The organism is Nocardia sp. NPDC059240 (assembly GCF_042753865.1).
Lineage (GTDB): Bacteria > Actinomycetota > Actinomycetes > Mycobacteriales > Mycobacteriaceae > Nocardia.
Genome location: NZ_JBHZAC010000002.1, coordinates 981110 through 1003119, shown reverse-complemented (window position 1 = coordinate 1003119; position 22010 = coordinate 981110). Strand labels below are relative to the sequence as shown.

The window sequence follows — 22010 nt, the reverse complement described above, 5'->3', positions numbered from 1 at the left end:
GCGTCCACCCGCTCCGCGTACCGGGATGTCGTCCTGGGCATCGATCTCGCCGACCCCTGCGACGAGGTGATCGAGTTCGCCTTCGAGGCGGCCCGGCTCGACCCCGCAACCAGAAGAAATCCCCCGCCAGGCTCGCGCCCGGCGGGGGATTTCGCTGTTCGGGGGCTAGCGCGCCGTACGGGTGGCGCGGCGCATGGCCGAGAGCGGATCGGCGTAGAAAACGCTGACGGAGGTCACCGCCGCCGCGAATTCCTGCACCCGGCCACCGAAACGGCTGATCCGCAGATCCGCGGCGGGCAGCGTGGTCGACTCCGCGAACGCCTTGGCCACCCGTTCCATGCCGGGCCGCCAGCCGGTGAAGGCCTGGCCGCCCAGCACCACCCGGTCGGGATTGAACATGTCGCGTACCAGAGCCGCAGTGCGACCCAGGATTTCGGCCCGCTCGATCAGCAGCTCACGGGCGGCGGCATTACCGGTGTCGGCGGCCCGGTACAGATCGGTGATGGCCGGGCGGCGCGGGGCCTCCGGCTTGGGCAGCACGCCCTTGCGTACGGCCCGCTCCAGCAGGGCGCGCTCACCGATGGTGGCCTCCAAGCAACCGCGCCGGCCGCAGGTGCAATCCACCTCCGAGCCGGTCGGCAGATGCGCGATCGAGCCGGGGCCATTGGCCGGCGTGTGCACCCGATCATGCAAAGTCACTGCCACACCGGCGGTTTCGCGGGCGTACACCAGCAGGCTGCTGCCCGGCCGGGTCTCCTCGCCCGGTTCGCGCGGAGCCAGCAGCAGCTCGGCGGCGGCCATCGCCTCCACGTGCGCCGACACCGAGACCGGCAGATCCAGCACGCTGCTGAACACCGCCGCCACCGGCGCGGCCGTCCAGCCCAGGCGCGGATGATCGACCACGCCCGCGGCGGGATCGACCCGCCCGGCCAGCGCCACGCCGGTCCACAGCGGACGGCGGCGCGGCAACCGGTCCAGGAAGGCCTTGGCACTGCGGGCCACTATGGTCAGCGCCGCGTCCTGACCCGTTTGGGGCGTGGCGATTTCGAGCCCGCCGAGAATGCGGCCGGACAGGTCCGCGGCCACGATGCGGGTGACGGTGAAGCCGATGTGCACACCCAGCGTCACGTACGTGTCGGTGTCGACCTCGAACGGGACGCGCGGGCGGCCCACCGCGCCGGAAGCGGTGAGATCGGCGCGTTCGCGCAGCAGACCGGTCGAAAGCAGCGCCGACACTTGGCGATTCACGGTGGCGATGCTCAAACCCGTGGTCTGCGCGGCGATATCGCGGAAGATCGGGCCACGGGTGGCGGCGCGCAGGACCGCGGCCGCCGGATTGTCGGTGATGCGCAGCTCCGGCGGGACCGCGGGACGGGCCGGAGCCAGCCGCGCGGTGGCGGCGGTAGCGGTGCCGTGGGGACGTTCAAGGATGGGACTGGACACTTTTGGAATCCTTGCTGCGGTCCCGCCTGGCTTCAGGGGGACGTATGCCTACATGAGGGCTGTGCAGCGAGGAACCCGTATTCGAGGAGGCGGATCACGCCTGGGGAATAGGGCTCAGAACTCGGCTGCGGGACGGCAGGGACAACACAGTTCCCGTTGCCGCGGCAGCCGAACGCCCAGCGCGATGGTCACGTAGGTGACCCGCGGCGCGGAGAGAGGGCGACTGGCAGACATAGGATCAAAGTATCATTGAGATCACGCCGAACGGAAGGCGTGCGCGACCGTCCCGGCAACCCGGGCGTGGTGCGGGGCTCTCACTCGAAACCCTTCGGATAACCCTCGGTAAGTCCGAATCTTTTGCGTTGGTTGGCATTTCGCGCCACGCCGGGAGTGATGGCGGAAACCCGCGAAGAGTGGCGCACGCCACATCACGCTCTCACATCTCGAGAAACCGGCATACATTCCGCTCACCCTGATTTCAAGGCGACCGGTTCCGGCCGGGGTGGCGCAATAGCCCGAATCCCGGACATTCCAGCAGGCCGCGCACGGCGGCGGGCGGCGTAAATCCGCACCGCTCGCCCGGGCCGATCGTGAGTCCCGAGCCGGCTGTCTTTCCGCCGCTACAGTTCTGAAATCGCAGGTCAACGGCCCTGCAATCGCAGATCGACGGGCATGGAAGGGAGTTCAGGTGTCGCCGGAACCGGTACCGTTGCGCGCCCCCGAACGGCGGGCCGATCGCGCCCGTCAGGTGGCGGATGTGCTGCGCCAGCAGATTCACGCGGGGGCATTCGACCGCGCCCTGCCCACCGAATCCGAACTGTCGGCCGAATTCGCGGTGTCGCGCAATACCGTCCGCGACGCGCTCGCCCTACTGAAGGACGAGGGCCTGATCGAACGCGCCCCGAAGGTCGGCACCCATGTGGCCCGGCGCAAATACGACCACGGCCTCGACGCCCTGCTCGGTTTGAAGGAGACGCTGCGCGGCCACGGCGAGGTGCGCAACGAGGTGCGGGCGGCCCGCCGCCTCATCCCGCCGCCCGCGGTCGCCCGCAAGCTACGGCTCGAGCCAGGGGAACAGGCCGTCTACATCGAGCGCCTGCGCTATCTCGGCGACCTCCCGCTCAGCCTGGACCTCACCTACCTGGTCCCCGACATCGGCGATGAAGTCGTCACCCGCGATCTCGAGACCAATGACGTGTTCGCCCTCATCGAGCAGATCAGCGGCGGCCCGCTCGGGTCCGCGGACCTGGCGCTCGAGGCCATCACCGCCGACGCCCACTCGGCCATGACCCTGCAGATGCCCGAGGGCGGCGCACTGCTGCTGCTCGAACGACTCACCAAACTCGAGGACGGCCGCCCGGTCGACCTGGAATACATCCGGATGCGCGGCGACCGGATCACCATGCGCGGCAGCCTGATCCGGCCGCCGGACGATTGGAGGCTGGCCTGATGGCCCTCATCGAGCAGCGGGCGGACGTCCCGGTGACCATCGACGAATCGCTCTGCATCCAGGGCTGCACGCTGTGCGTGGAGATCTGCCCACTGGATTCGCTGGCGATCAATCCCGACAACGGCAAGGCGTACATGCACGTCGACGAGTGCTGGTACTGCGGCCCGTGCGCCGCGCGCTGTCCCACCGGCGCGGTCACCGTCAACATGCCCTACCTGCTGCGCTGAGGAAAAACCGATGAAGTTCCACCCCGCCCGCCTCGCCACCGCGGCCATCGCCGCCACCTTCGCCCTCACCGCGTCCGGCTGCTCGCTCGAGAGCAGCGCCGGCGGTGACACCGTCAAGGTCGTCATCGGCTACCAGTCCAAGACCATCAACACCGTCACCGCCGGAACCCTGCTGAAGGCCAAGGGCTTTCTGGAACAGCGCCTGAACGGTCTGAACAACGGCCACAAGTATGCGGTGGAGTGGCAGGACTACGACACCGGCGCGCCCATCACCGCGCAGATGGTGGCGGAGAAGATCGACATCGGCTCGATGGGCGACTACCCGTTGCTGATCAACGGATCTCGCACCCAGGCCAACGAGCGATCCAAGACGGAACTGGTCTCCATCACCGGCTACAACCCCAAGGGCGCGCTGAACATGGTGGTGGTCGCGCCGGACTCCAAGGCCCGGTCGATCACCGACCTGGCCGGGCAGAAGATCTCGGCCAGCGTCGGCTCCGCCGGGCACGGCACCCTCGTGCAGGCGCTCACCCGCGCCGGCATCGACCCCAAGAACGGGGTCGAGGTACTCAACCAGCAGCCCCAGATCGGCTCCTCCGCACTGGAATCCGGTCAGGTCGCCGCACTGTCGCAATTCGTGGCCTGGCCCGGCCTGCTGGTCTTCCAGAACAAGGCGAAACTGCTCTACGACGGCGCGGAACTGAACGTCCCGACCTTCCACGGCGTGGTGGCCCGCCGCGACTACGCCACGCAGCACCCGGAGGTGCTCGATGCGTTCCTGCAAGCCCAGTTGGACGCCACCGATTTCATCCACCAGCACCCCCTGGAGGCGGCGCAGTCCGTCGCCGACAACGCCGGGCTGGCCCCGGAGGTCGTGTACCTCTACAACGGGCCGGGCGGAACCTCCTTCGACACCACGCTGAAGCCGTCGCTCATCGCCGCCTTCAAAGGTGATGTGCCGTACCTGAAGTCGATCGGCGACTTCGCCGACCTCGACATCGACAAGTTCGTCGACCCGGCGGCATTGCAGCAGGTCTATCGGGAGCGTGGGCTGAACTACGACGCCGAGTTGGCCAACGTGGCCAACCCCCTGCCCGGTTCGGGCGGCGAACTCTGGCTCGCCGGTGAGAGCACCACGCAGTCCGTCGGTGACGCCAACGCGCTGCTGCGCGCGGTGAAACAGGCTCGCGCACAGGGCAAGACCGTCCGCGCCGCCTACGTCCCCGACGCGGAGCTCGGCACCCGCTGGTTCGCCGACAAGGCCCTGTGGATCCACGACGGCGACAACTACCTGCCCTTCACCACGCAGGCCGCCGTCCAGCGCTACCTGGCCCAGCACCCCACCGGCAAGGCCGTGAGCTACGACCAGGCCGTGACCGAGGTGCGGTCGTGAGCGCCACCACCGTTGCGCCGCTGGAGGCTTCGCCTCGGGTTCAGGCTCGGCCCGCCGCCACCGTGCGGGTGCGGGCCGAGCGGCGGGTGTGGACCTCGCGCCTGGTGCGGCTCGTCTCGGTGCTTGCCGCCATCGGAGTCTGGCAGGTGCTGACTTCCCAGCACCTCCGGTTGTGGGTGCGGTTCGACATGCTGCCGACCGTCACCCAGATCGTGCGGGCGTTCGGGCATCAGCTGGGCACCGACACCTACTACCTCGACCTCGGCCAGTCGCTGATCCGGATTCTCACCGGGTTCGGTCTGGCTGCCTTGCTGGGCGTGACTAGCGGAGTGGCGCTGGGGCGTTCACGCTGGTGCGCCGACATTCTCGGCCCGCTCACCGAGCTGGCCCGGCCGATTCCGGCCATCGCCATCGTGCCGGTCGCCATCCTGCTGTTTCCCGACGACGAGGCCGGGATCGTGTTCATCACCTTCCTGGCCGCGTTCTTCCCGATCATGGTCGCCACCCGGCACGCGGTGCGGGCGCTGCCGACCATCTGGGAGGAATCGGTGCGCACCCAGGGCGGCACCCGGTTCGACGTGCTGTGGCGGGTGGTGCTGCCGGGCAGCCTGCCCGGCGTCTTCAGCGGCCTGTCCACCGGCATCGGCGTGGCCTGGATCTGCGTGGTGTCGGCCGAGATGATCTCCGGCCGTCTGGGTGTCGGCTATCGCACGTGGCAGGCGTACACGATCGTCGACTATCCGGGCGTGTTCGTCGGGATCATCACCATCGGCGTGCTCGGCTACACCACCTCGGCGGCAGTGGAATTCATCGGCAGGCGCGTGACGCACTGGCTGCCGCGCGGCGAGGAGACGGTGAAATGAGCACGACCGCAATGGAACTGACCATCGATCGGGTGGGGCTGTCGTATACCGGCGCGCCCGTGATCGCCGACCTGTCGCTCACCGTGCGCCCCGGCGAGATCCTCATCCTCACGGGGCCCTCCGGCTGCGGGAAGTCCACCGTGCTGCGCGCACTGGCCGGGCTGCTGCGGCCGGACTCCGGCCGGGTGCAGGCCGACGGGGCCGATGTCACCGGCACCGACCGTGACCGCGCCGTCGTGTTCCAGGACAACGCGCTGCTGCCCTGGAAGACCGTCCGAGCCAATATCGAACTGGCGCTGCAGCTCCGGGGCGAACCCCGAGCCGGGCGGCGCGCCCTGGCCGACCGGTGGATCGCCGAGATCGGGCTCACCGGTTTCGCCGACTTCCTGCCCAAATCCTTGTCCGGCGGCATGCGACAACGCGTCCAACTGGCCCGTGGACTGGCGGGCGCACCGCGCGCGGTCATGATGGACGAGCCCTTCGGCGCGCTCGACGCCCAAACCCGAAATACCATGCAGCGCTTGCTGATCGACACCTGGCGCACGCATCCCACCACCATCGTCTTCGTCACCCACGACGTGGACGAGGCGTTGCTGCTCGGAGATCGCATCGCCGTGCTGGGCCGCGCCGGAGAGCCGCTGCGTGCCGTTCTCGACGTTCCCCACCCGCGCGAAATCGGTGTCGACCGCACCGGGCTACGCGCCGAAATCATTACCGCCCTGGACCATTCGGGCGATCTCACGGAGGTACCGGCCTGATGGACATCCCCGATCTCGACGACACCGTCCGCCTCGACTGCGACGTCCTGGTCATCGGCGGCGGCACCGCGGGCACCATGGCCGCGCTCACCGCCGCCGAGGCGGGCGCGAATGTGCTGCTGCTGGAGAAGGCGCACGTCCGCCACTCCGGCGCGCTCGCCATGGGGATGGACGGCGTCAACAATGCCGTCATCCCCGGCAAGGCCGAACCCGAGGACTACGTCGCCGAGATCACCCGCGCCAATGACGGAATCGTCAACCAGCGCACCATCTATCAGACCGCCACCCGTGGCTTCGCGATGGTGCAGCGTCTGGAGCGCTACGGGGTGAAGTTCGAGAAGGACGCCTACGGCGAATACGCGGTCCGCCGCGTGCACCGGTCCGGGTCGTACGTGCTGCCCATGCCGGAGGGCAAGGATGTCAAGAAGGCGCTCTACCGGGTGCTGCGGCAGCGCAAGATGCGCGAACGCATCCGCATCGAGAACCGGCTGATGCCGGTGCGGGTGCTCACCGAGGGCGGCCGCGCGGTCGGTGCGGCCGCATTGAACACGCGCACCGGGGAATTCGTCGCCGTCGCCGCGAAGGCCGTCATCCTGGCGACCGGTCCCTGCGGCCGCCTCGGCCTGCCCGCCTCCGGCTACCTCTACGGCACCTACGAGAACCCCACCAACGCGGGCGACGGCTACGCCATGGCCTATCACGCGGGCGCGGAACTCTCCGGGATCGAATGCTTCCAGATCAATCCGCTCATCAAGGATTACAACGGACCGGCCTGCGCCTACGTCGCGAATCCGTTCGGCGGCTACCAGGTCAACGCCCTCGGCGAACGCTTCGTGGACTCCGACTATTGGTCGGGGCAGATGATGTCGGAGGTGAAGCGGGAGATCGAATCCGCGCGCGGACCCATCTATCTGAAGGTCTCACACCTTCCCGAGGAAACCCTCGAGGCCCTCGAAGGCATCCTGCACACCACCGAACGCCCCACCCGCGGCACCTTCCACGCCAATCGCGGCCACGACTACCGCACCCACGACATCGAGATGCACATCTCCGAAATTGGTTTGTGCAGTGGCCATTCCGCGTCCGGCGTCTGGGTCGACGAGAACGCCCGCACCACCGTCCCCGGCCTCTACGCCGCCGGTGACCTGGCCTGCGTCCCGCACAACTACATGATCGGCGCGTTCGTCTACGGCGACCTCGCCGGTGCGCACGCCGCCACCACCCTCGACGAGGTGCCCGCACCCGCCGACCTGCCCGCCGATCAACTCGCCGCCGCCCATGAACTCGTCTACCGCCCGCTGCGCCATCCCGACGGTCCTCCGCAGCCCCAGGTCGAGTACAAGCTGCGCCGCTTCGTGAACGACTATGTGGCCCCGCCAAAGACGGCCACCAAACTCTCCCTCGCCATCGAGACCTTCGACCGCATGCGCGACGATCTCGCGGGTATGGGCGCGCGCACCCCACACGAACTCATGCGTTGCGCCGAGGTGAGCTTCATTCGCGACTGCGCCGAAATGGCCGCCCGCTCCTCCCTCACCCGCACCGAATCCCGGTGGGGCCTCTACCACGAGCGCGCCGACCTGCCGGAGCGCGACGACGTCGAGTGGCGCTACCACCTGAACCTGCGCAAGACCGCCGACGGCCGGATGGAATTCCTGAAGCGCCCGGTCGCACCGTATTTCGTCCCGGTCCCCGGCCTCGACGACCTGCCATCGGACGACCCCGCGGTCATCGCCGTGGAACAACCCGCGGTCCTCGGGACACCGCCGAGCCTGGACGCGCGGCTCCGCACCCACTCGACCCCGGTGGTGAAAGACCTTGTCGCGCCGGGCATCGCGCTGGTGCTCGCTCTCGACGCGCCCGGCGTCACCGAGCTGGCCCCGTTCCTCGCCGATCCCGATCCGCGGGTGCGGGCCACCGCGCTGTCGGTGCTCACCGAGCACACCCCCGACGGTTTCGCGGATCCGCTCATCGACGCACTCGCCGACGAGGACGCGCAGGTACGCGCCGCCGCCGTCGCCGGTCTGCGCGAGCTGGTCGAAATCCTGCCCGCCGCAGCCGGTCTCGCGATTCACGTCGACTCCCCGGATCCGATCGTGCGCGCCGCCGTGGTGGATCTGCTCCGCGCCCTGCGGACCGGCAGCCCCGAACTCTTCGCCAAGGCCGCCGTCGACGCCGACCACCGGGTGCGCGTCCAAGCCGTGCAGGGCCTGGTGTCCCTGGACGATTGGCACGCGCTGACCGCCGCCGCCCACGACGACAACCGTGAGGTACGCATCGCGGCCGCGCGCGGCCTGGCCACCATCGGCGGGGGCGGGGCGGACACCGTCCGCGGCCTGCTCGGCGACCGCGACCCGCTGGTGCGGGCCGCAGCGCTCACGGCGCTCGGCAGGCTGGGCACGGTGGTGGACGCCGCGACTCTGTCCGCCGCGCTGGGTGATTCGGCCTGGCAGATCCGCGAAGGCGCGGCCCGCGGACTCGCGTCGGTGGGACCCGACCACGCCGCCGATCCGCTACGCACCGCCCTTGCCGACATTCACCCCGACATCCGTAAGGCCGCGGTGCTCACACTCAGCACTTGGCCCGAATCCGCCGCGGCTCGCGTCGCCCTGGATACCGCGCTCGCCGACAGCGACGCCGACGTCCGCGCGTACGCCCGTCGCGCGCTGGCCGTCCACGCCGACGGCTGAGCGTCCCGGCAGGCCCTGCCGCCGATTTCGGTGCGTTCTCGATCGGAATCCGCTCCGGCGGTGTGGATCCCGCGTGCCTGCCGGGAAGCCGGTAGGGCGTCGGCCGGGCGCTCAGCCTGCCGTGGCGCGGTACAGCAAGCCGGCGGGTAGGTATCCGGTGTCGATGCTCGGCCGCATGCCACGATCGACCGCCAGGCAGGCGACCGCCAGGAGCGGCCAGGCGATGAAGCCCTCCGGGTCGAGCCAGCGCTGCTGGGATTCCCAGAATCGCCGATGGAACTCCAGGCCCTCCACCAGGGCGGTGTCGAATTCGGCGGCCTCACCGCGCAATACCGCGTCCAGCAGGCACAGTGCGGAATAGGCGATGGTCAGCGCGTAGTCGTCGCCGGCGGTGGCCTGCACATCCACCGCGGCCTCGATGCCGTCCACGATGACCGTCTCCGCCGCCGGATCGCCCGTCCACACCCGCTGCCAGGCGTCCGCCCACAGGTACAGGCAGTGTTCCGCCGGATGCCCGGTGCGCGTGGTTGCCGACAGCGGATAGCCGGGACTGCCGGACGAGCCGAGGAGGAAGCCGAGCAACTCCTGATCACGTCCGATCAGCGCGGGCCACAGCCCGTTCAGCAGATCCGCCACCGTCGGCGGCGGGACCGCGCCGCCGACGGCCGGAACCGTCCACCGCGCCCCCGCGAGCGTCACCTCGAGCGGCTCCTGACCGGCGGGCCGCGCCACCGACCGCAGCCGGGTCGCCTGCGCCGCAGCCGAATCCGCGACCGCCTGCCGCACCCCGTCGGTGCCGCCGTGCGGGTCGTCCAGGGTGAGGTAACCGGCGATGGCCCGCGAGCACCAGGCCACGTCGGTGAGCACCGCCTGCGGGTTCTGCATCAGGTACTCCGCGCGCAGCGCGGCCGTCCGAACCCGGACCGCCCGTCCGAACCCGGCATCCGTATTGCGAATAGCGGAGGGGTAGCTCAGATCCTGGGCATTCAGCGCGAGATGGCGTTCGGTCATGGGACCGTTATGACTAGAGGTGTGGCCAGCGATATTGCTGAAAGATTGCTCACGGCGCGACAATAGCGGACTCCAGCCCCTCGTACATCGGTCGGGATATCGGTCGATCCGGGCGCGTCACCGCTGGTCCGCGCCCCGGAACAGGCCCTCGACCGCGGTGATGAAATACGGGAAATGCGCGCCGAAACCGTGCAGTCTGCGGTCGCTCTCGAACCCGCCGAACCAGTACACGCCCGGACTGCCGTCCGCCGTCGGATCGAGCTCACGGAAGGTGCGCACCCACTGGTCGCCCCGGCGCGCGGCCACCAGGAACGGCAGCGCCCGCGAGAACACCAGTTCCTGATCCGCCGCCGGAATCCGCTGCGGCACAATCGCGTCCAGCCCGCGCTGCATGGCCTGCACCTCACCGGTCAGCTCCCGGCCCAGCACCGTGCGAGCGGGCAGATAGCGCGGCAGCAGCAATGCCGCCACCCCGCCCAGCGCGATCGCCACACCGACCAGGGCATGCCGTTGCGGGCCCACGGCCAGCACGACCGTCGCGACCACACCCAGCGCGATCAGCGCCGCCCCCAGCCAGAATTCGAGACCCCGGCGAGTGCGGTCGACGAAGATGCCCGCCGCCACCGCGTCATCGATCAACGCGGTCCGCACCGCCTTCGCGTCCAGCTTGCCGCGCAGTTCCGACAGCAGCACCGACTCCGAGCCCTCCGGTAGCAGCGCCGTGTAGACCGCGCGCTCGTACCGCGACAGTTGCTCGTCGGCCGGATTCACCCGGGCGAAGCGCCAATCCGACTCGCCCTCGCGACTCACCCAGACGTAGTTGCGCACCGCCAGATCCACCAGCGTCGCCGCCATATCCGGCGCATCGGCGTACCCGTCCAACAACAGCCCGGCCGTACTGGGCAGGATGCCGTCGGGGGAGGAGAACACGACATGATCGCCCTCGCGCACCAGCGGATCCAGCACCTCGGTCCCCGCCGGGCCCGAACGCCGCGACCACACCACATAACCGGCCGCCAGCGCCAGCGCCGCCAGCAGCACGCCGAACGCGGCGTAGACCGGTCCGGTCAGCGAGAACGCATTGGGCGCATTGTTGTCGTGGACATCCGCATTGGCCTTCACCGTGTTCGGCGGCAGCTGCAGCGTCACATCCAGAATGTCGCCCTTGTGCAGATCCGTCTTCGTCAGATGCGCGAACCCGTCCGGTTCCACGCGAATATCCGCGCAGTCCTGTGGATTTCCGGGCGGCCCGATGGTGCACTTGGTGATGCCCATGCGGAAGCTCGGGCTCGACACCGTCGCATCGATGGACGCCACCTCGGTGTTCAGCACACCGGTCCACTGGAACACCTGCGCACCCGTGGCGTCACTGACGGTGTTGTGCACCGTGTATTTGAAGGTGGCCGACCCGGGCCGCGCGTGGATGGTGAACACATCGTCGGCGACATTCGCCTCGCCGTCCCCGTCGGCGGACACGTCGGTCACCTGGAAATCGCGCTGCACACTCGCGCCGGTCTGCACCCGCAAGGGAACGACCTGCCGAAAGTCCCCGCCCTCAGGCACTTTCACGGTTTCGGTGACCCGCAGCAGACCGTCGTCGCCCAGATTCACCTCCGCGGTGATATCCACACCGCTCGCCTGCGCACCCGCGGACGGCGCCGCCACCCCGGCCATCGCGAACAGCAGCGCGACGAGGGCGGCCCCCCGGAAAATCTGCATGACTGGGTACTCTAGCCAGCTTGCTATTCTTCCTCAGCGGCAAGGCGCAGGACTATGGAGCCGGCAGGTTATCTCTGAGAAACGAGGGGGTGCGGGGGATGACTCGCCCACCGTCCGATCACGGACCGACGCCCCCGGGCCGCCGTCCCGGGCCACCGCCCGGAAACCAGCCGCCCCAAGGCAATCCGCCGGTCCCGCCCCAGCAGTTCCCGGCGGTTCCGCCGCAGGGCGGCACGCCGCCGCCCGGATACCAACGGCAGCAGGGTAATCCACAGCAACCGGGGCGACCCACGCCACCGCCGACCTATCCGCGGCCGGGTTATCCACAGCCTGCGGGCTATCCCCAACAGTCCGGCATGCCGCCGCGCCCAGGTTATCCACAGCAGCCTGGCGTGTCCGCACCCCGCCCGGGATACCCGCCGCAGCAGGGTTTTCCGCCGCAGCCCGGCTACGGTCAGCAGCCGTACGGCCAGGCACGGCCCGGCTACCGCGCACCCATGCCGCCACCCGTGGTGGCCCCGCCGACCGGTGCGATCCCGGTGGCCCGCCCGGTCCCGCGCCGCCGCGGCCGGGTCGGCGCGCTGCTGATCATCCTCATCGTGCTGGTGACCGGCGCCGTGCTGCGCACCGCCATCACCACCGGACTGAGTTCCATCAGCGCGGGCTCGACCGTCAAGACCACCTACGCCGGGGACGCGGGCGGCGACAACCACGGTGTCCAGGCCACGTCGGACAATCCGCTGCTCACCAATGCCGATTACACCCTGCTGCCCGCCAAATGCGCGTACACGCCGTGGGGCACCCAGGTAGAGGTGGCGCGCAAGTTCTTCCAAACCGCCGCCGACTGCCTGCAAACGGCCTGGAAACCATTGTTCGACAAAATGAACCTGCCGTTCCAGCCGCCGAAATTGAACGTGTCCGCCGACACCAACGGGATCACCACGCTGTGCACGGGCAGCTCGAACAATTTCGCCGCCTTCTACTGCTCGGCGGACGCGACCATCTATATGCCGATCAGTCAGCTGCAAACCGATCTGTTCGGCAACAACTGGGTCGTTTACCTCTCGGTCTTCGCCCACGAATACGGCCACCACGTCCAGGCGCAGGCGGGCATTCTCGGCAAGGTGCACTCCCAGCGCCGGGATGCCGGGGCCAGCAGCACCCTCGGCCTGGAACTCTCGCGCCGCACCGAACTGCAGGCCCAGTGCTTCGACGGCATGTACCTGTCGTCCTCCGACAATGGCGGCTCACTGACCAACGCGCAGATCAGCGTGGCGACCAATGACGCCTACCACCGCGGCGACGGCCCCGGCGATATGCGCGATCACGGCACCGCCCAGAACATGGGCGGCTGGTTCGAGATCGGCTACAACAAGGACCGTGCCATGCAGTGCAACACCTTCAGCGTCCCGGCGAGCAAGGTGAACTGACCCCCGGGGGTCAGTTCACCCGCGACTCGGGGCGTCAGTGCCCCTGCGGCTTGCCGATCCGGCTCGGCGAATGCCCGTGCACGCCTTCGGCATACGCGGTCTCGGCGTGCAGCGCGAAGTCGACGCCACCGAGCTCGTCCTCCCGGCTGACCCGGAAACCGATGGTCTTGTCCAGCACCTTGCCCAGCAGGAATGTCACCCCGAAGGCGAAGCCCGCCACCACGATCACGCCCAGCGCCTGCTTGCCGAGCTGCGACAGCCCACCGGCATAGAACAGCCCGCGCGCGCCGCCGTCCCCGGTCATCACCCGGGTGGCCAGGAAGCCGATCAGCAGGGTGCCGATGATGCCGCCCATGAAGTGCACGCCCACCACGTCGAGCGAATCGTCGTAGTTGCCCTTGAACTTCCAGCTCACCGCGAACGAACACACCACGCCCGCCGCCAGACCCACGACCACCGCGCCCATGGTGCTGATGTACCCGCACGACGGCGTGATGGCGACCAGACCGGCCACCGCGCCCGAGGCCGCACCGAAGGTGGTCGGCTTGCCGTCGCGGCGCGCCTCCACGACCAGCCAGCCGAGCATGCCCAGGCAGCCCGCGACCAGCGTGTTCAGGAAGACCGCTGCGGCAGTCTCATTGGCGGCCAACGCCGAACCGGCATTGAACCCGAACCAGCCGAACCACAGCAGACCCGCGCCCAGCAGCACGAACGGCAGATTATGCGGCCGCATGGCATCCGATTTGAAGCCGACGCGCGGTCCCAGCACGATCGCCATGGCCAACGCCGAAGCACCCGAAGCGATCTCGACCACCAGGCCGCCCGCGTAGTCCAGTGTGCCCAGGCTGTGCAGCCAGCCGTCCGGCGTCCACACCCAGTGCGCGATCGGCGCGTACACGATCAGCGCCCACACCGGCACGAAGATCATCCAGGCCGAGAACTTGGCGCGATCCGCGATCGCACCGCTGATCAGGGCCACCGTGAGAATCGCGAAGGTGAGCTGGAAGGTGACGTACAACAGCTCCGGCACCCCCGCGCCGGTCGTGGCGTCGACCACGTACACCGTCTTCGGATCGATACCCGACAGCCCGAAATGCCCGAGATCGCCGATGATTCCGCCACCCGCGTCATCCCCGAACGCCAGGCTGTACCCGCCCAACAACCACGCCACGGTCACCAGCGGAATCGAGATGAAGCTCATCATCAACATGTTGAGCACGCCCGCCGAACGCACCATGCCGCCGTAGAAGATCGCCAGCCCGGGCGTCATGAGCAGCACCAGCGCGGTGGCGGCCAACAGCCAGGCCGTCGCGGCCGGGTCGATGTGGGGTGTTGGTGGCATCCGGGAACTCCTCTTCCACGCGCGATCGCGTTTCGTGGAAGTTACCGAATCCTCACGTTAAGGCGCTGTTACAAATATGCGGGTTAGGAAACCCGGCCGTAACACCCCTAGCTGCGCTGTTCCCGGTTCTTCTTGGCCAGGGCGCGCAATCCACGCGGGCCGGGCACCGGATTGCCGTCGTCGAGTGCCATCCACTCGGCGGTCACCAGCCACTGCTGCTGGGCGCGCGCGTCGGCTGTGTCGTTGAACACCCGCCGCCCGCGGTCGTCACGCAATTCGTAGGCCAGCACCGACCAGCGCGGCGGCCGGCCCTGCTCGTCCATTTGATCACGCAGATAGGCCGTCACCAGCGTGCCGATGGTGTTCACCGGTCGCAGCGACACCCGGTTTCCGTACCGAGCGGCATGGAATCGCCTTCCGGCACACAGGGATCGGGGCGTGGCGTTGTAGGCGATCCAGCCCGCGCGCTGCGCACGCTCGATGAGCCACAGGTGCTTGATGGCGGTCGGGGCGATTTCCCCCACCCGATCGCGGATCAACTCGATGACCGGTTCGGTGAGCAGAATGTCGCGCCGGGTCGGGCCGGTGCCGTGGGCCAGCCAATATTCGTCGGTGACCTTGGCCAGCACGCGCCCGAAGTCGTCGATGCTGCGCTGCGCGCGGCGGCCCAGCCGCTCGATCCGGTCCGCCTCGGCGCGCATGTCGTTCTGCACGATGAGGGTGTGGATGGCCGCCATGGTCGGCACCTGGCCGCGCTGCAGCAGTTCCAGAATGGCGTTCGCGGTGGCCGGGTCGGCGGCGGCCGAAACCGGTAGCGAATCACGCTTGATGTCGTAGTCGCTGGGGCTGATGGCTCGACTGAGCAGTCCGACCGCGGCGATGTCGCCCGCGAATTCGGTACTGGAGAGCCAGGCTGTGGCGATGTCGTCATGCGACGGCACTTGGCATTTCCTCCGGGAGATTTGGTTGTGCCCCGGTCGGGATGAGGGACCGGCCGGGGCAACCAACCTGATGAAGGTTTGGCTACCGAAGTTGCCGATGTCCACGGTAGCCAAACGATTGCGATCTTGCTGCATCGGTTGACTGGATCGTTATGTCCGCTCTGCGGAGTTGAAACAGAACGCAAGTCTGTATCTGGTGACGTAGCAGGTAAGCGGGGTTCGACAATTCCTTCCTAAAGACTCGCTAAGAATTTGCTGTGAGCGTTGACGGGATATCAGTCCGGGTCGGTCGGTTTTGACCGGGCCTCAGGATTGGACGTGATTTGCATCACAGTAAAGGTGGTCCTCCGGACGGAAGCGACGTACCGGACGACCGGCCCTGCCGCGCATCACCTGCTGTCGGTCGCGGCCGGTAACCTTCCCCCGTGGCTCTGTACCGGAAGTACCGACCGGCAACGTTCGCTGAAGTGGTGGGGCAGGAGCACGTCACCGATCCCCTGAGTATCGCGCTCGATACCGGGCGGATCAGTCATGCCTACCTGTTCTCGGGACCGCGCGGATGTGGCAAGACCTCATCGGCGCGCATTCTCGCGCGCTCACTGAACTGTGTGGAGGGCCCGACCTCCAAGCCGTGCGGCGTGTGTTCGTCGTGTGTGGCGTTGGGGCCCGGCGGTTCCGGCAACCTCGACGTCATCGAATTGGACGCCGCCAGCCACGGTGGTGTGGACGACACCCGTGAACTGCGCGACCGCGCCTTCTACGCGCCGGCCGAATCGCGTTATCGCGTCTTCATCGTCGATGAGGCGCACATGGTCACCACCGCGGGCTTCAACGCGCTGCTGAAGATCGTCGAGGAGCCGCCGGCCCACCTGATCTTCGTCTTCGCGACCACCGAGCCGGACAAGGTGCTGCCCACCATCCGCTCGCGCACCCACCACTACCCGTTCCGCCTGCTGCCGCCCGCCACCATGCGCGGCCTGCTCGGCAAGATCTGCGATCAGGAGCACGTGCAGGTCGAGGAGTCGGTGTACCCCTTGGTGATTCGCGCTGGCGGTGGTTCGCCGCGCGACAGCCTCAGCGTGCTGGACCAGCTGCTGGCGGGCGCGGGCCCCGACGGCGTCACCTACCCGCGCGCGGTCTCGCTGCTCGGTGTCACCGACGTGGCATTGATCGACGACGCCGTCGACGCGCTGGCCACCGCGGACGGTTCGGCCCTGTTCGGCACCATCGACAGCGTGGTCGAGGCAGGTCACGACCCCCGCCGCTTCGCCACCGACCTGCTCGAACGCCTCCGCGACCTGATCCTGCTGCGCGCCGTCCCCGATGCCGCCGAGCGCAATCTGGTCACCGGCCCCGGCGATGTCCTCGAGCGCATGCGCGCCCAGGCCGACCGCCTCGGCTCCGCCACCCTGGCCCGCCACGCCGAACTCCTGCACGAGGGCCTCGGCGACATGCGCGGCGCCACCAACCCCCGCCTCCTGCTCGAGGTCATCGCCGCCCGCATGCTCCTCCCCGGCGCCTCCAACGCCGAAACCGCCACCCTGCAACGCCTGGAACAGCTCGAACGCCGAATCGCAACCGGCGCAATCCCCGCCGCTACCCAGCAGTCCCAGACGACTCCGCAAGCGGCGCCGCAGGCCCCTGCCGCCCCTGCCACGTCCGCGGCTGCCTCCGCACCCGCGGGTCGCCGCGGTGCCGCGGCTCTGGCGGCACTGCGCGCCGAAAAGTCCGGCACCCCTACCGCTCCGGCGGTCGAGCCCACGCCTGCGACGAACGGCGATGCGGGAGTGGGGAGTCCGGCCATGGGTGGGTCGACCGTCCGTCCGCCCGAGCTCGCCCCGGTGTCGGCCGCGAGCCCCGTGCCCGTCGCCGATTCCGTTCCGCCGCAAACCACCTCGCCTGCGCCGGTGCAGACCCCGGTCGCCGCACCGGAGGCCGCGTCCGCACTCGTGCAGGCCGCACCCGCGGAATCGGTCGCGACGCATCCGGCCGAACGTGCTGCGGTGCAACAGGTCTCCACTGCGCCCCAGCCGGAAGCCGCAGCGGCCCCGGTCGAACCGATCGTCACGCAGCCCGTACCCGCACCGGCGGCGGTCGAATCCGTTGCACCGGTGGCTGATCCGGTCGTACCCGCCTCCATCCCGGAGCCGGTGGCAGTGGCCGAGCCGGTCGCCGAACCGCAGCCGGTCATCGAACCGGAGCTGGTGGCCGCGTCTGAGCCGATCGCGGTCGCCGCGCCTGTCGGTGATGCCATGCTCGAGGAGATCGAGGCGGCGTGGGCGGATATTCGGGCCAAGGTGCGCGAATTCGGGGCGGCGGTGCACGCGCTGCTGTCCGGGGCCAGTGTGTCGCGGGTCGAGGGCGAGACGATTGTCTTCGCGCATCAGCACGCGGCCTTGGCGCAGCGGCTGTCACAGCCGCAGTACGTCGAGGCGGTGCAGTCCGCGGTCCGGGCCGTGGTGGGCCGTGATCACGGGGTGAAGTGGGAGGTCGGCGGGGCTGGATCGGGCGGTGCCGCGGTGAAGACGGCTGCGAGCCAGGGGACCGCCGCCGCACCCGCCGCCGCGCCGAAGAAGGCCGCGACCAAGTTCTCCCGGCCGAGCCAGGCCAAGGCCGCCGTCGCGGCACCGGTGGAGGAGCCCGCGGCGACCGGGTGGGGGAGTCCCGCGCCCGCCGCCACCATGTCGGCGGCTCCGGCGCCCGTGGATCCGGGTCCGGCGGCCGTGGAGCGGCCGGGGGCGAATGCCGTCCGGAATGCCCCGCCGGAGGACGATATTCCGCTGCCCGACGGGCCGGACCTTCCGGACGATCCGGGGCTGGGGGACTACTCACCGGTAGGTTATGACGGCGTCCCACCTGCCACTACGCCGGAGGAGGAGCGCGAGATGCTGGAGCAGGCGGCCACGCCGGTGCCTCCGGAGGAGCGCCGCGACCCGGATGAGGTGGCACTAGCACTTCTGCGCGCGGAGTTGGGCGCCACACCTCTGGAGGGTTGACAGTTCCCCTGCGGGGCAACTTAAGTTAACCGGAGTTCGCATATTTCGGTACTATGATCGGGTGGCCGTGAGTATCGGTTTCGCGAGGTTCTAAGGTATGCCCAGGCGTACGGGGCTACCGGAGCGTCAACAAGCCTGCTCGGGGCGCTGTTTGTACAGCGTCAAGGCGACCGGTCCTGGCCGGTCGGCGAGGTAATGCCATGGCACGGTTCCGCACAACGCGGTGACGGCGCACCCAAGAGAGGAAAACTCCGATATGACCACAGAGGCCTACATTTACGAGGCCATCCGCACCCCGCGCGGCAAGAACCGCGGCGGGTCCCTGCACTCGGTCAAGCCGGTCGACCTGACCACCGGTCTGGTCGAGGAGCTGCGGAACCGGTTCCCGAACCTGGACGAGGATCGCATCTCGGACATCATCCTGGGTGTCGTCTCGCCGGTCGGCGATCAGGGCGCGGATATCGCTCGCACCACGGTGCTGACCGCGAACCTGCCCGACACCGTCGGCGGCGTGCAGATCAACCGCTTCTGCGCCTCGGGCCTCGAGGCCGTCAACCTGGCCGCCCAGAAGGTGCGCTCCGGCTTCGACGACCTGGTCCTCGCCGGTGGCGTGGAGTCCATGTCCCGCGTGCCGATGGGCTCCGACGGCGGCGCCATGTTCATGGACCCGTGGACCTCGTACAACGCTTACATTGTCCCGCAGGGCATTTCGGCCGACCTGATCGCCACCATCGAGGGCTTCACCCGCGATGACGTGGACGCCTACGCGGCCCGCTCGCAGGAACTGTCCGCCAACGCCTGGGACAACGGCTACTTCTCCCGCTCGGTCGTCCCGGTCAAGGACATCAACGGCCTGACCGTGCTGGACAACGACGAGCACATGCGTCGCGGCACCACCGCCGCCGACCTGGGCAAGCTGAAGTCCGCCTTCGAAGGCATCGGCGAGATGGGCGGCTTCGACGCCGTCGCCATGCAGCGCTACACCTTCGTCGAGCACATCAACCACATCCACACCGGCGGTAACTCGTCGGGCATCGTCGACGGCGCCGCGCTGGTGCTGGTCGGCTCCGAAGAGGCCGGCGCCGCTTCGGGTCTGACCCCGCGCGCCCGCGTCGTGGCGACCGCCACCTCGGGTGCCGACGCCACCATCATGCTGACCGGTCCGACCCCGGCCGCGCACAAGGCGCTGGCCAAGGCGGGCCTGACGGTCGACGACATCGACCTGTTCGAGATCAACGAGGCGTTCGCCTCCGTGGTGCTGAAGTTCCAGAAGGACCTGCAGATCCCGGACGAGAAGCTGAACGTCAACGGTGGCGCGATCGCGATGGGCCACCCGCTGGGTGCCACCGGCGCGATGATCACCGGCACCATGGTCGACGAGCTGCACCGTCGCAACGCGCGCTACGCGCTGGTCACCCTCTGCATCGGCGGCGGCATGGGTGTCGCCACCATCATCGAGCGCGTCTAACGCCCACCCGAGACTTTTCAGGAGAACGAAAAACAATGACTGAGAACATGATCGGCTGGGAAAAGGACGCCGACGGCATCGTCGTGCTGACCATGGACGACCCCAACCAGGGCGCCAACACCATGAACCAGCTCTACAAGGACTCCATGCGGGCCACTGTGGATCGCCTGGTAGCCGAGAAGGACGACATCACCGGTGTCGTCATCACCTCCGCGAAGAAGACCTTCTTCGCCGGCGGTGACCTCAAGAACATGATGCAGACCACCAAGGCCGACGCCGCCGCCATCATGGAGGAGCTCTTCTTCATCAAGAGCGACCTGCGTCGTCTGGAAACCCTTGGCAAGCCGGTGGTTTCGGCCATCAACGGCGCTGCCCTGGGTGGCGGCCTGGAGATCACCCTGGCCACCCACCACCGCATCGCGGCCGACATCAAGGCCGTGCAGCTGGGCCTGCCCGAGGTCTCCCTCGGCCTGCTCCCGGCCGGTGGCGGCGTCACCCGCATCACCCGCATGCTCGGCATCGCGAACGGCCTGATGGGTGTCCTGCTGCAGGGCACCAAGTTCACCGCCGCGAAGGCGAAGGCGTCCGGCCTGATCCACGAGACCGTCGCCTCCGTCGAGGAGCTGGTCCCGGCCGCGAAGGCGTGGATCAAGGCCAACCCCGAGGGCGGCGTGCAGCCGTGGGACGTCAAGGGCTACAAGATCCCGGGCGGCACCCCGTCCACCCCGGCCCTGGCCGCGAACCTCCCGGCCTTCCCGGCCAACCTGCGCAAGCAGCTCAAGGGTCAGAACATGCCCGCCCCCAAGGCGATCATGGCCGCGGCCGTCGAGGGCGCGCAGGTGGACTTCGAGTCCGCGTCGCTGATCGAGTCCCGCTACTTCGTGTCCCTGCTGACCGGTCCGGTCGCCAAGAACATGATCCAGGCGTTCTTCTTCGACCTGCAGCACATCAACAACGGCGGTTCGCGCCCGAAGGATGTGCCGAAGCGTGAGATCAAGAAGGTCGGCGTGATCGGCGCGGGCATGATGGGCGCGGGCATCGCGTACGTCACCGCCAAGGCCGGCATCGACGTCGTCCTCAAGGACGTCACCATCGAGGCCGCCAACCACGGCAAGGACTACTCGGTCAAGCTCGAGCAGAAGGCGCTCTCGCGTGGCAAGACCACCGAGGAGAAGTCCAAGACCCTGCTCGACCGCATCACCCCGACCGCCGACCCGGCCGACTTCGCCGGTGTCGACTTCGTCATCGAGGCCGTGTTCGAGAACCCGGATCTGAAGGCCAAGGTCTTCGCCGAGATCGAGGACATCGTCGACGCGGACGCGCTGCTCGGCTCCAACACCTCGACCCTGCCCATCACCCTGCTGGCCAATGGCGTGAAGCGGACCGAGGACTTCATCGGCATCCACTTCTTCTCCCCGGTCGACAAGATGCCGCTGGTCGAGATCATCAAGGGCGAGAAGACCTCCGACGAGGCGCTGGCCCGGGTGTACGACTACACCCTCGCGATTCGCAAGACCCCGATCGTGGTCAACGACAGCCGCGGCTTCTACACCTCGCGCGTGATCGGCAAGTTCATCAACGAGGCCATCATGATGCTCGGTGAGGGCGTCGACCCGCAGACCATCGAGCAGGCCGGTCTGCAGGCGGGCTACCCGGCGGCGCCGCTGAAGCTGTCGGACGAGCTGAACTTCACCACCATGCAGAAGATCTACAAGGAGACCGCCGAGGCCATCGTGGCCGCCGGTGGCGAGATCGACGCCGCTTCCGGCGCGACCGCGGACATCCTGAACAAGCTGGTGGGCGAGTTCGACCGCAAGGGCAAGGCCGGCGGCGCGGGCTTCTACGACTACGTCGACGGCAAGGCCACCGGCATCTGGTCGGAGCTGCGCTCCACCTTCAAGACCTCCACCGAGCTGCCCGAGGGCGTCTCGCTGCAGGACCTGAAGGACCGCATGCTGTTCGCCGAGGCCATCGAGACCCAGAAGTGCTTCGACGAGAACGTGCTGACCTCGACCGCCGACGCCAACATCGGCTCGATCTTCGGCATCGGCTTCCCGGCCTGGACCGGTGGCACCCACCAGTTCATCGTGGGCTACCCGGGTGGACAGGAAGCCTTCGTGGCCCGTGCCGACGAGCTGGCCGCCAAGTTCGGCAGCCGCTTCGAGGTTCCGGCTTCGCTGCGCAAGTAAGCCCGTAGCGGTTCGACCGCTGCAACTCTGAAACTGAGACCCGGGTCGCGGATTACGCGACCCGGGTTTCGGCGATTAACAAGTATGAAC

General features: G+C 68.6%; 15 protein-coding genes. 10 read left to right on the top strand and 5 right to left on the bottom strand.

The genetic code is table 11. The annotated features are described in order from the left end of the window. Positions 1-165 precede the first annotated feature (165 nt). On the bottom strand, positions 166-1443 hold the full coding sequence (locus tag ACFXHA_RS10245) for an ROK family protein (protein WP_379354969.1): 1278 nt from the start codon (positions 1441-1443) through the stop codon (positions 166-168). Between the two features lie 688 nt (positions 1444-2131). Between ACFXHA_RS10245 and ACFXHA_RS10240 the strand changes: the two genes are divergently transcribed. From ACFXHA_RS10240 to ACFXHA_RS10215, 6 genes are all read left to right on the top strand, one after another. Then, entirely contained in the window at positions 2132-2893 is a 762-nt protein-coding gene (locus tag ACFXHA_RS10240; protein ID WP_379354967.1) for a GntR family transcriptional regulator, read from the top strand. Then, on the top strand, positions 2893-3120 hold the full coding sequence (locus ACFXHA_RS10235; protein WP_379354965.1) for a ferredoxin family protein: 228 nt from the start codon (positions 2893-2895) through the stop codon (positions 3118-3120). The genes ACFXHA_RS10240 and ACFXHA_RS10235 overlap by 1 nt, the downstream gene beginning before the upstream one ends. Positions 3121-3130: 10 nt before the next feature. Next, a complete protein-coding gene (locus ACFXHA_RS10230) occupies positions 3131-4513 on the top strand; it encodes an ABC transporter substrate-binding protein (protein ID WP_379354963.1) in 1383 nt (460 codons plus the stop codon). A gap of 62 nt (positions 4514-4575) precedes the next feature. Beyond that, positions 4576-5376: an ABC transporter permease gene (locus ACFXHA_RS10225; RefSeq protein ID WP_379355069.1), complete on the top strand. Its 801-nt coding sequence runs from the start codon at positions 4576-4578 to the stop codon at positions 5374-5376. Further along, positions 5373-6134 (top strand): ABC transporter ATP-binding protein, encoded by a 762-nt coding sequence (locus ACFXHA_RS10220; RefSeq protein ID WP_379354961.1) that lies wholly within the window; start codon positions 5373-5375, stop codon positions 6132-6134. The genes ACFXHA_RS10225 and ACFXHA_RS10220 overlap by 4 nt, the downstream gene beginning before the upstream one ends. Next, a complete protein-coding gene (locus ACFXHA_RS10215) occupies positions 6134-8824 on the top strand; it encodes a fumarate reductase/succinate dehydrogenase flavoprotein subunit (RefSeq protein WP_379354959.1) in 2691 nt (896 codons plus the stop codon). The genes ACFXHA_RS10220 and ACFXHA_RS10215 overlap by 1 nt, the downstream gene beginning before the upstream one ends. A gap of 111 nt (positions 8825-8935) precedes the next feature. Here ACFXHA_RS10215 and ACFXHA_RS10210 read toward each other — a convergent pair whose 3' ends face one another. Both ACFXHA_RS10210 and ACFXHA_RS10205 read right to left on the bottom strand, forming a co-directional pair. After that, positions 8936-9835 (bottom strand): immunity 49 family protein, encoded by a 900-nt coding sequence (locus ACFXHA_RS10210; RefSeq protein ID WP_379354957.1) that lies wholly within the window; start codon positions 9833-9835, stop codon positions 8936-8938. Between the two features lie 117 nt (positions 9836-9952). After that, the gene (locus tag ACFXHA_RS10205) at positions 9953-11554 is read right to left on the bottom strand and encodes a DUF2207 family protein (RefSeq protein WP_379354956.1); all 1602 of its coding nucleotides are present in this window, start codon (positions 11552-11554) and stop codon (positions 9953-9955) included. 392 nt (positions 11555-11946) lie between these two features. On the opposite strand from ACFXHA_RS10205, the gene ACFXHA_RS10200 reads away from it, so the two are divergent. Next, complete coding sequence (locus ACFXHA_RS10200) at positions 11947-12984, top strand: neutral zinc metallopeptidase (protein WP_379354954.1); 1038 nt, start codon at positions 11947-11949, stop codon at positions 12982-12984. A 34-nt stretch (positions 12985-13018) separates the two neighbouring features. On the opposite strand, the gene ACFXHA_RS10195 is transcribed toward ACFXHA_RS10200, so the two are convergent. Together ACFXHA_RS10195 and ACFXHA_RS10190 are read right to left on the bottom strand one after the other, a co-directional pair. Next, positions 13019-14326 carry an ammonium transporter gene (locus ACFXHA_RS10195; protein ID WP_379354952.1) on the bottom strand — a complete coding sequence of 436 codons (1308 nt, stop codon included), beginning with the start codon at positions 14324-14326 and terminating at the stop codon, positions 13019-13021. A 107-nt stretch (positions 14327-14433) separates the two neighbouring features. Beyond that, on the bottom strand, positions 14434-15267 hold the full coding sequence (locus tag ACFXHA_RS10190) for a hypothetical protein (protein WP_379354950.1): 834 nt from the start codon (positions 15265-15267) through the stop codon (positions 14434-14436). A 425-nt stretch (positions 15268-15692) separates the two neighbouring features. On the opposite strand from ACFXHA_RS10190, the gene ACFXHA_RS10185 reads away from it, so the two are divergent. From ACFXHA_RS10185 to ACFXHA_RS10175, 3 genes are all read left to right on the top strand, one after another. Then, the gene (locus ACFXHA_RS10185; protein WP_379354948.1) at positions 15693-18263 is read left to right on the top strand and encodes a DNA polymerase III subunit gamma and tau; all 2571 of its coding nucleotides are present in this window, start codon (positions 15693-15695) and stop codon (positions 18261-18263) included. 256 nt (positions 18264-18519) lie between these two features. Further along, positions 18520-19731, top strand: a complete 1212-nt coding sequence (locus ACFXHA_RS10180) for an acetyl-CoA C-acetyltransferase (protein WP_379354946.1) — start codon at positions 18520-18522, stop codon at positions 19729-19731. Between the two features lie 35 nt (positions 19732-19766). Continuing rightward, positions 19767-21920, top strand: a complete 2154-nt coding sequence (locus ACFXHA_RS10175; protein ID WP_379354944.1) for a 3-hydroxyacyl-CoA dehydrogenase NAD-binding domain-containing protein — start codon at positions 19767-19769, stop codon at positions 21918-21920. Positions 21921-22010 lie beyond the last annotated feature (90 nt).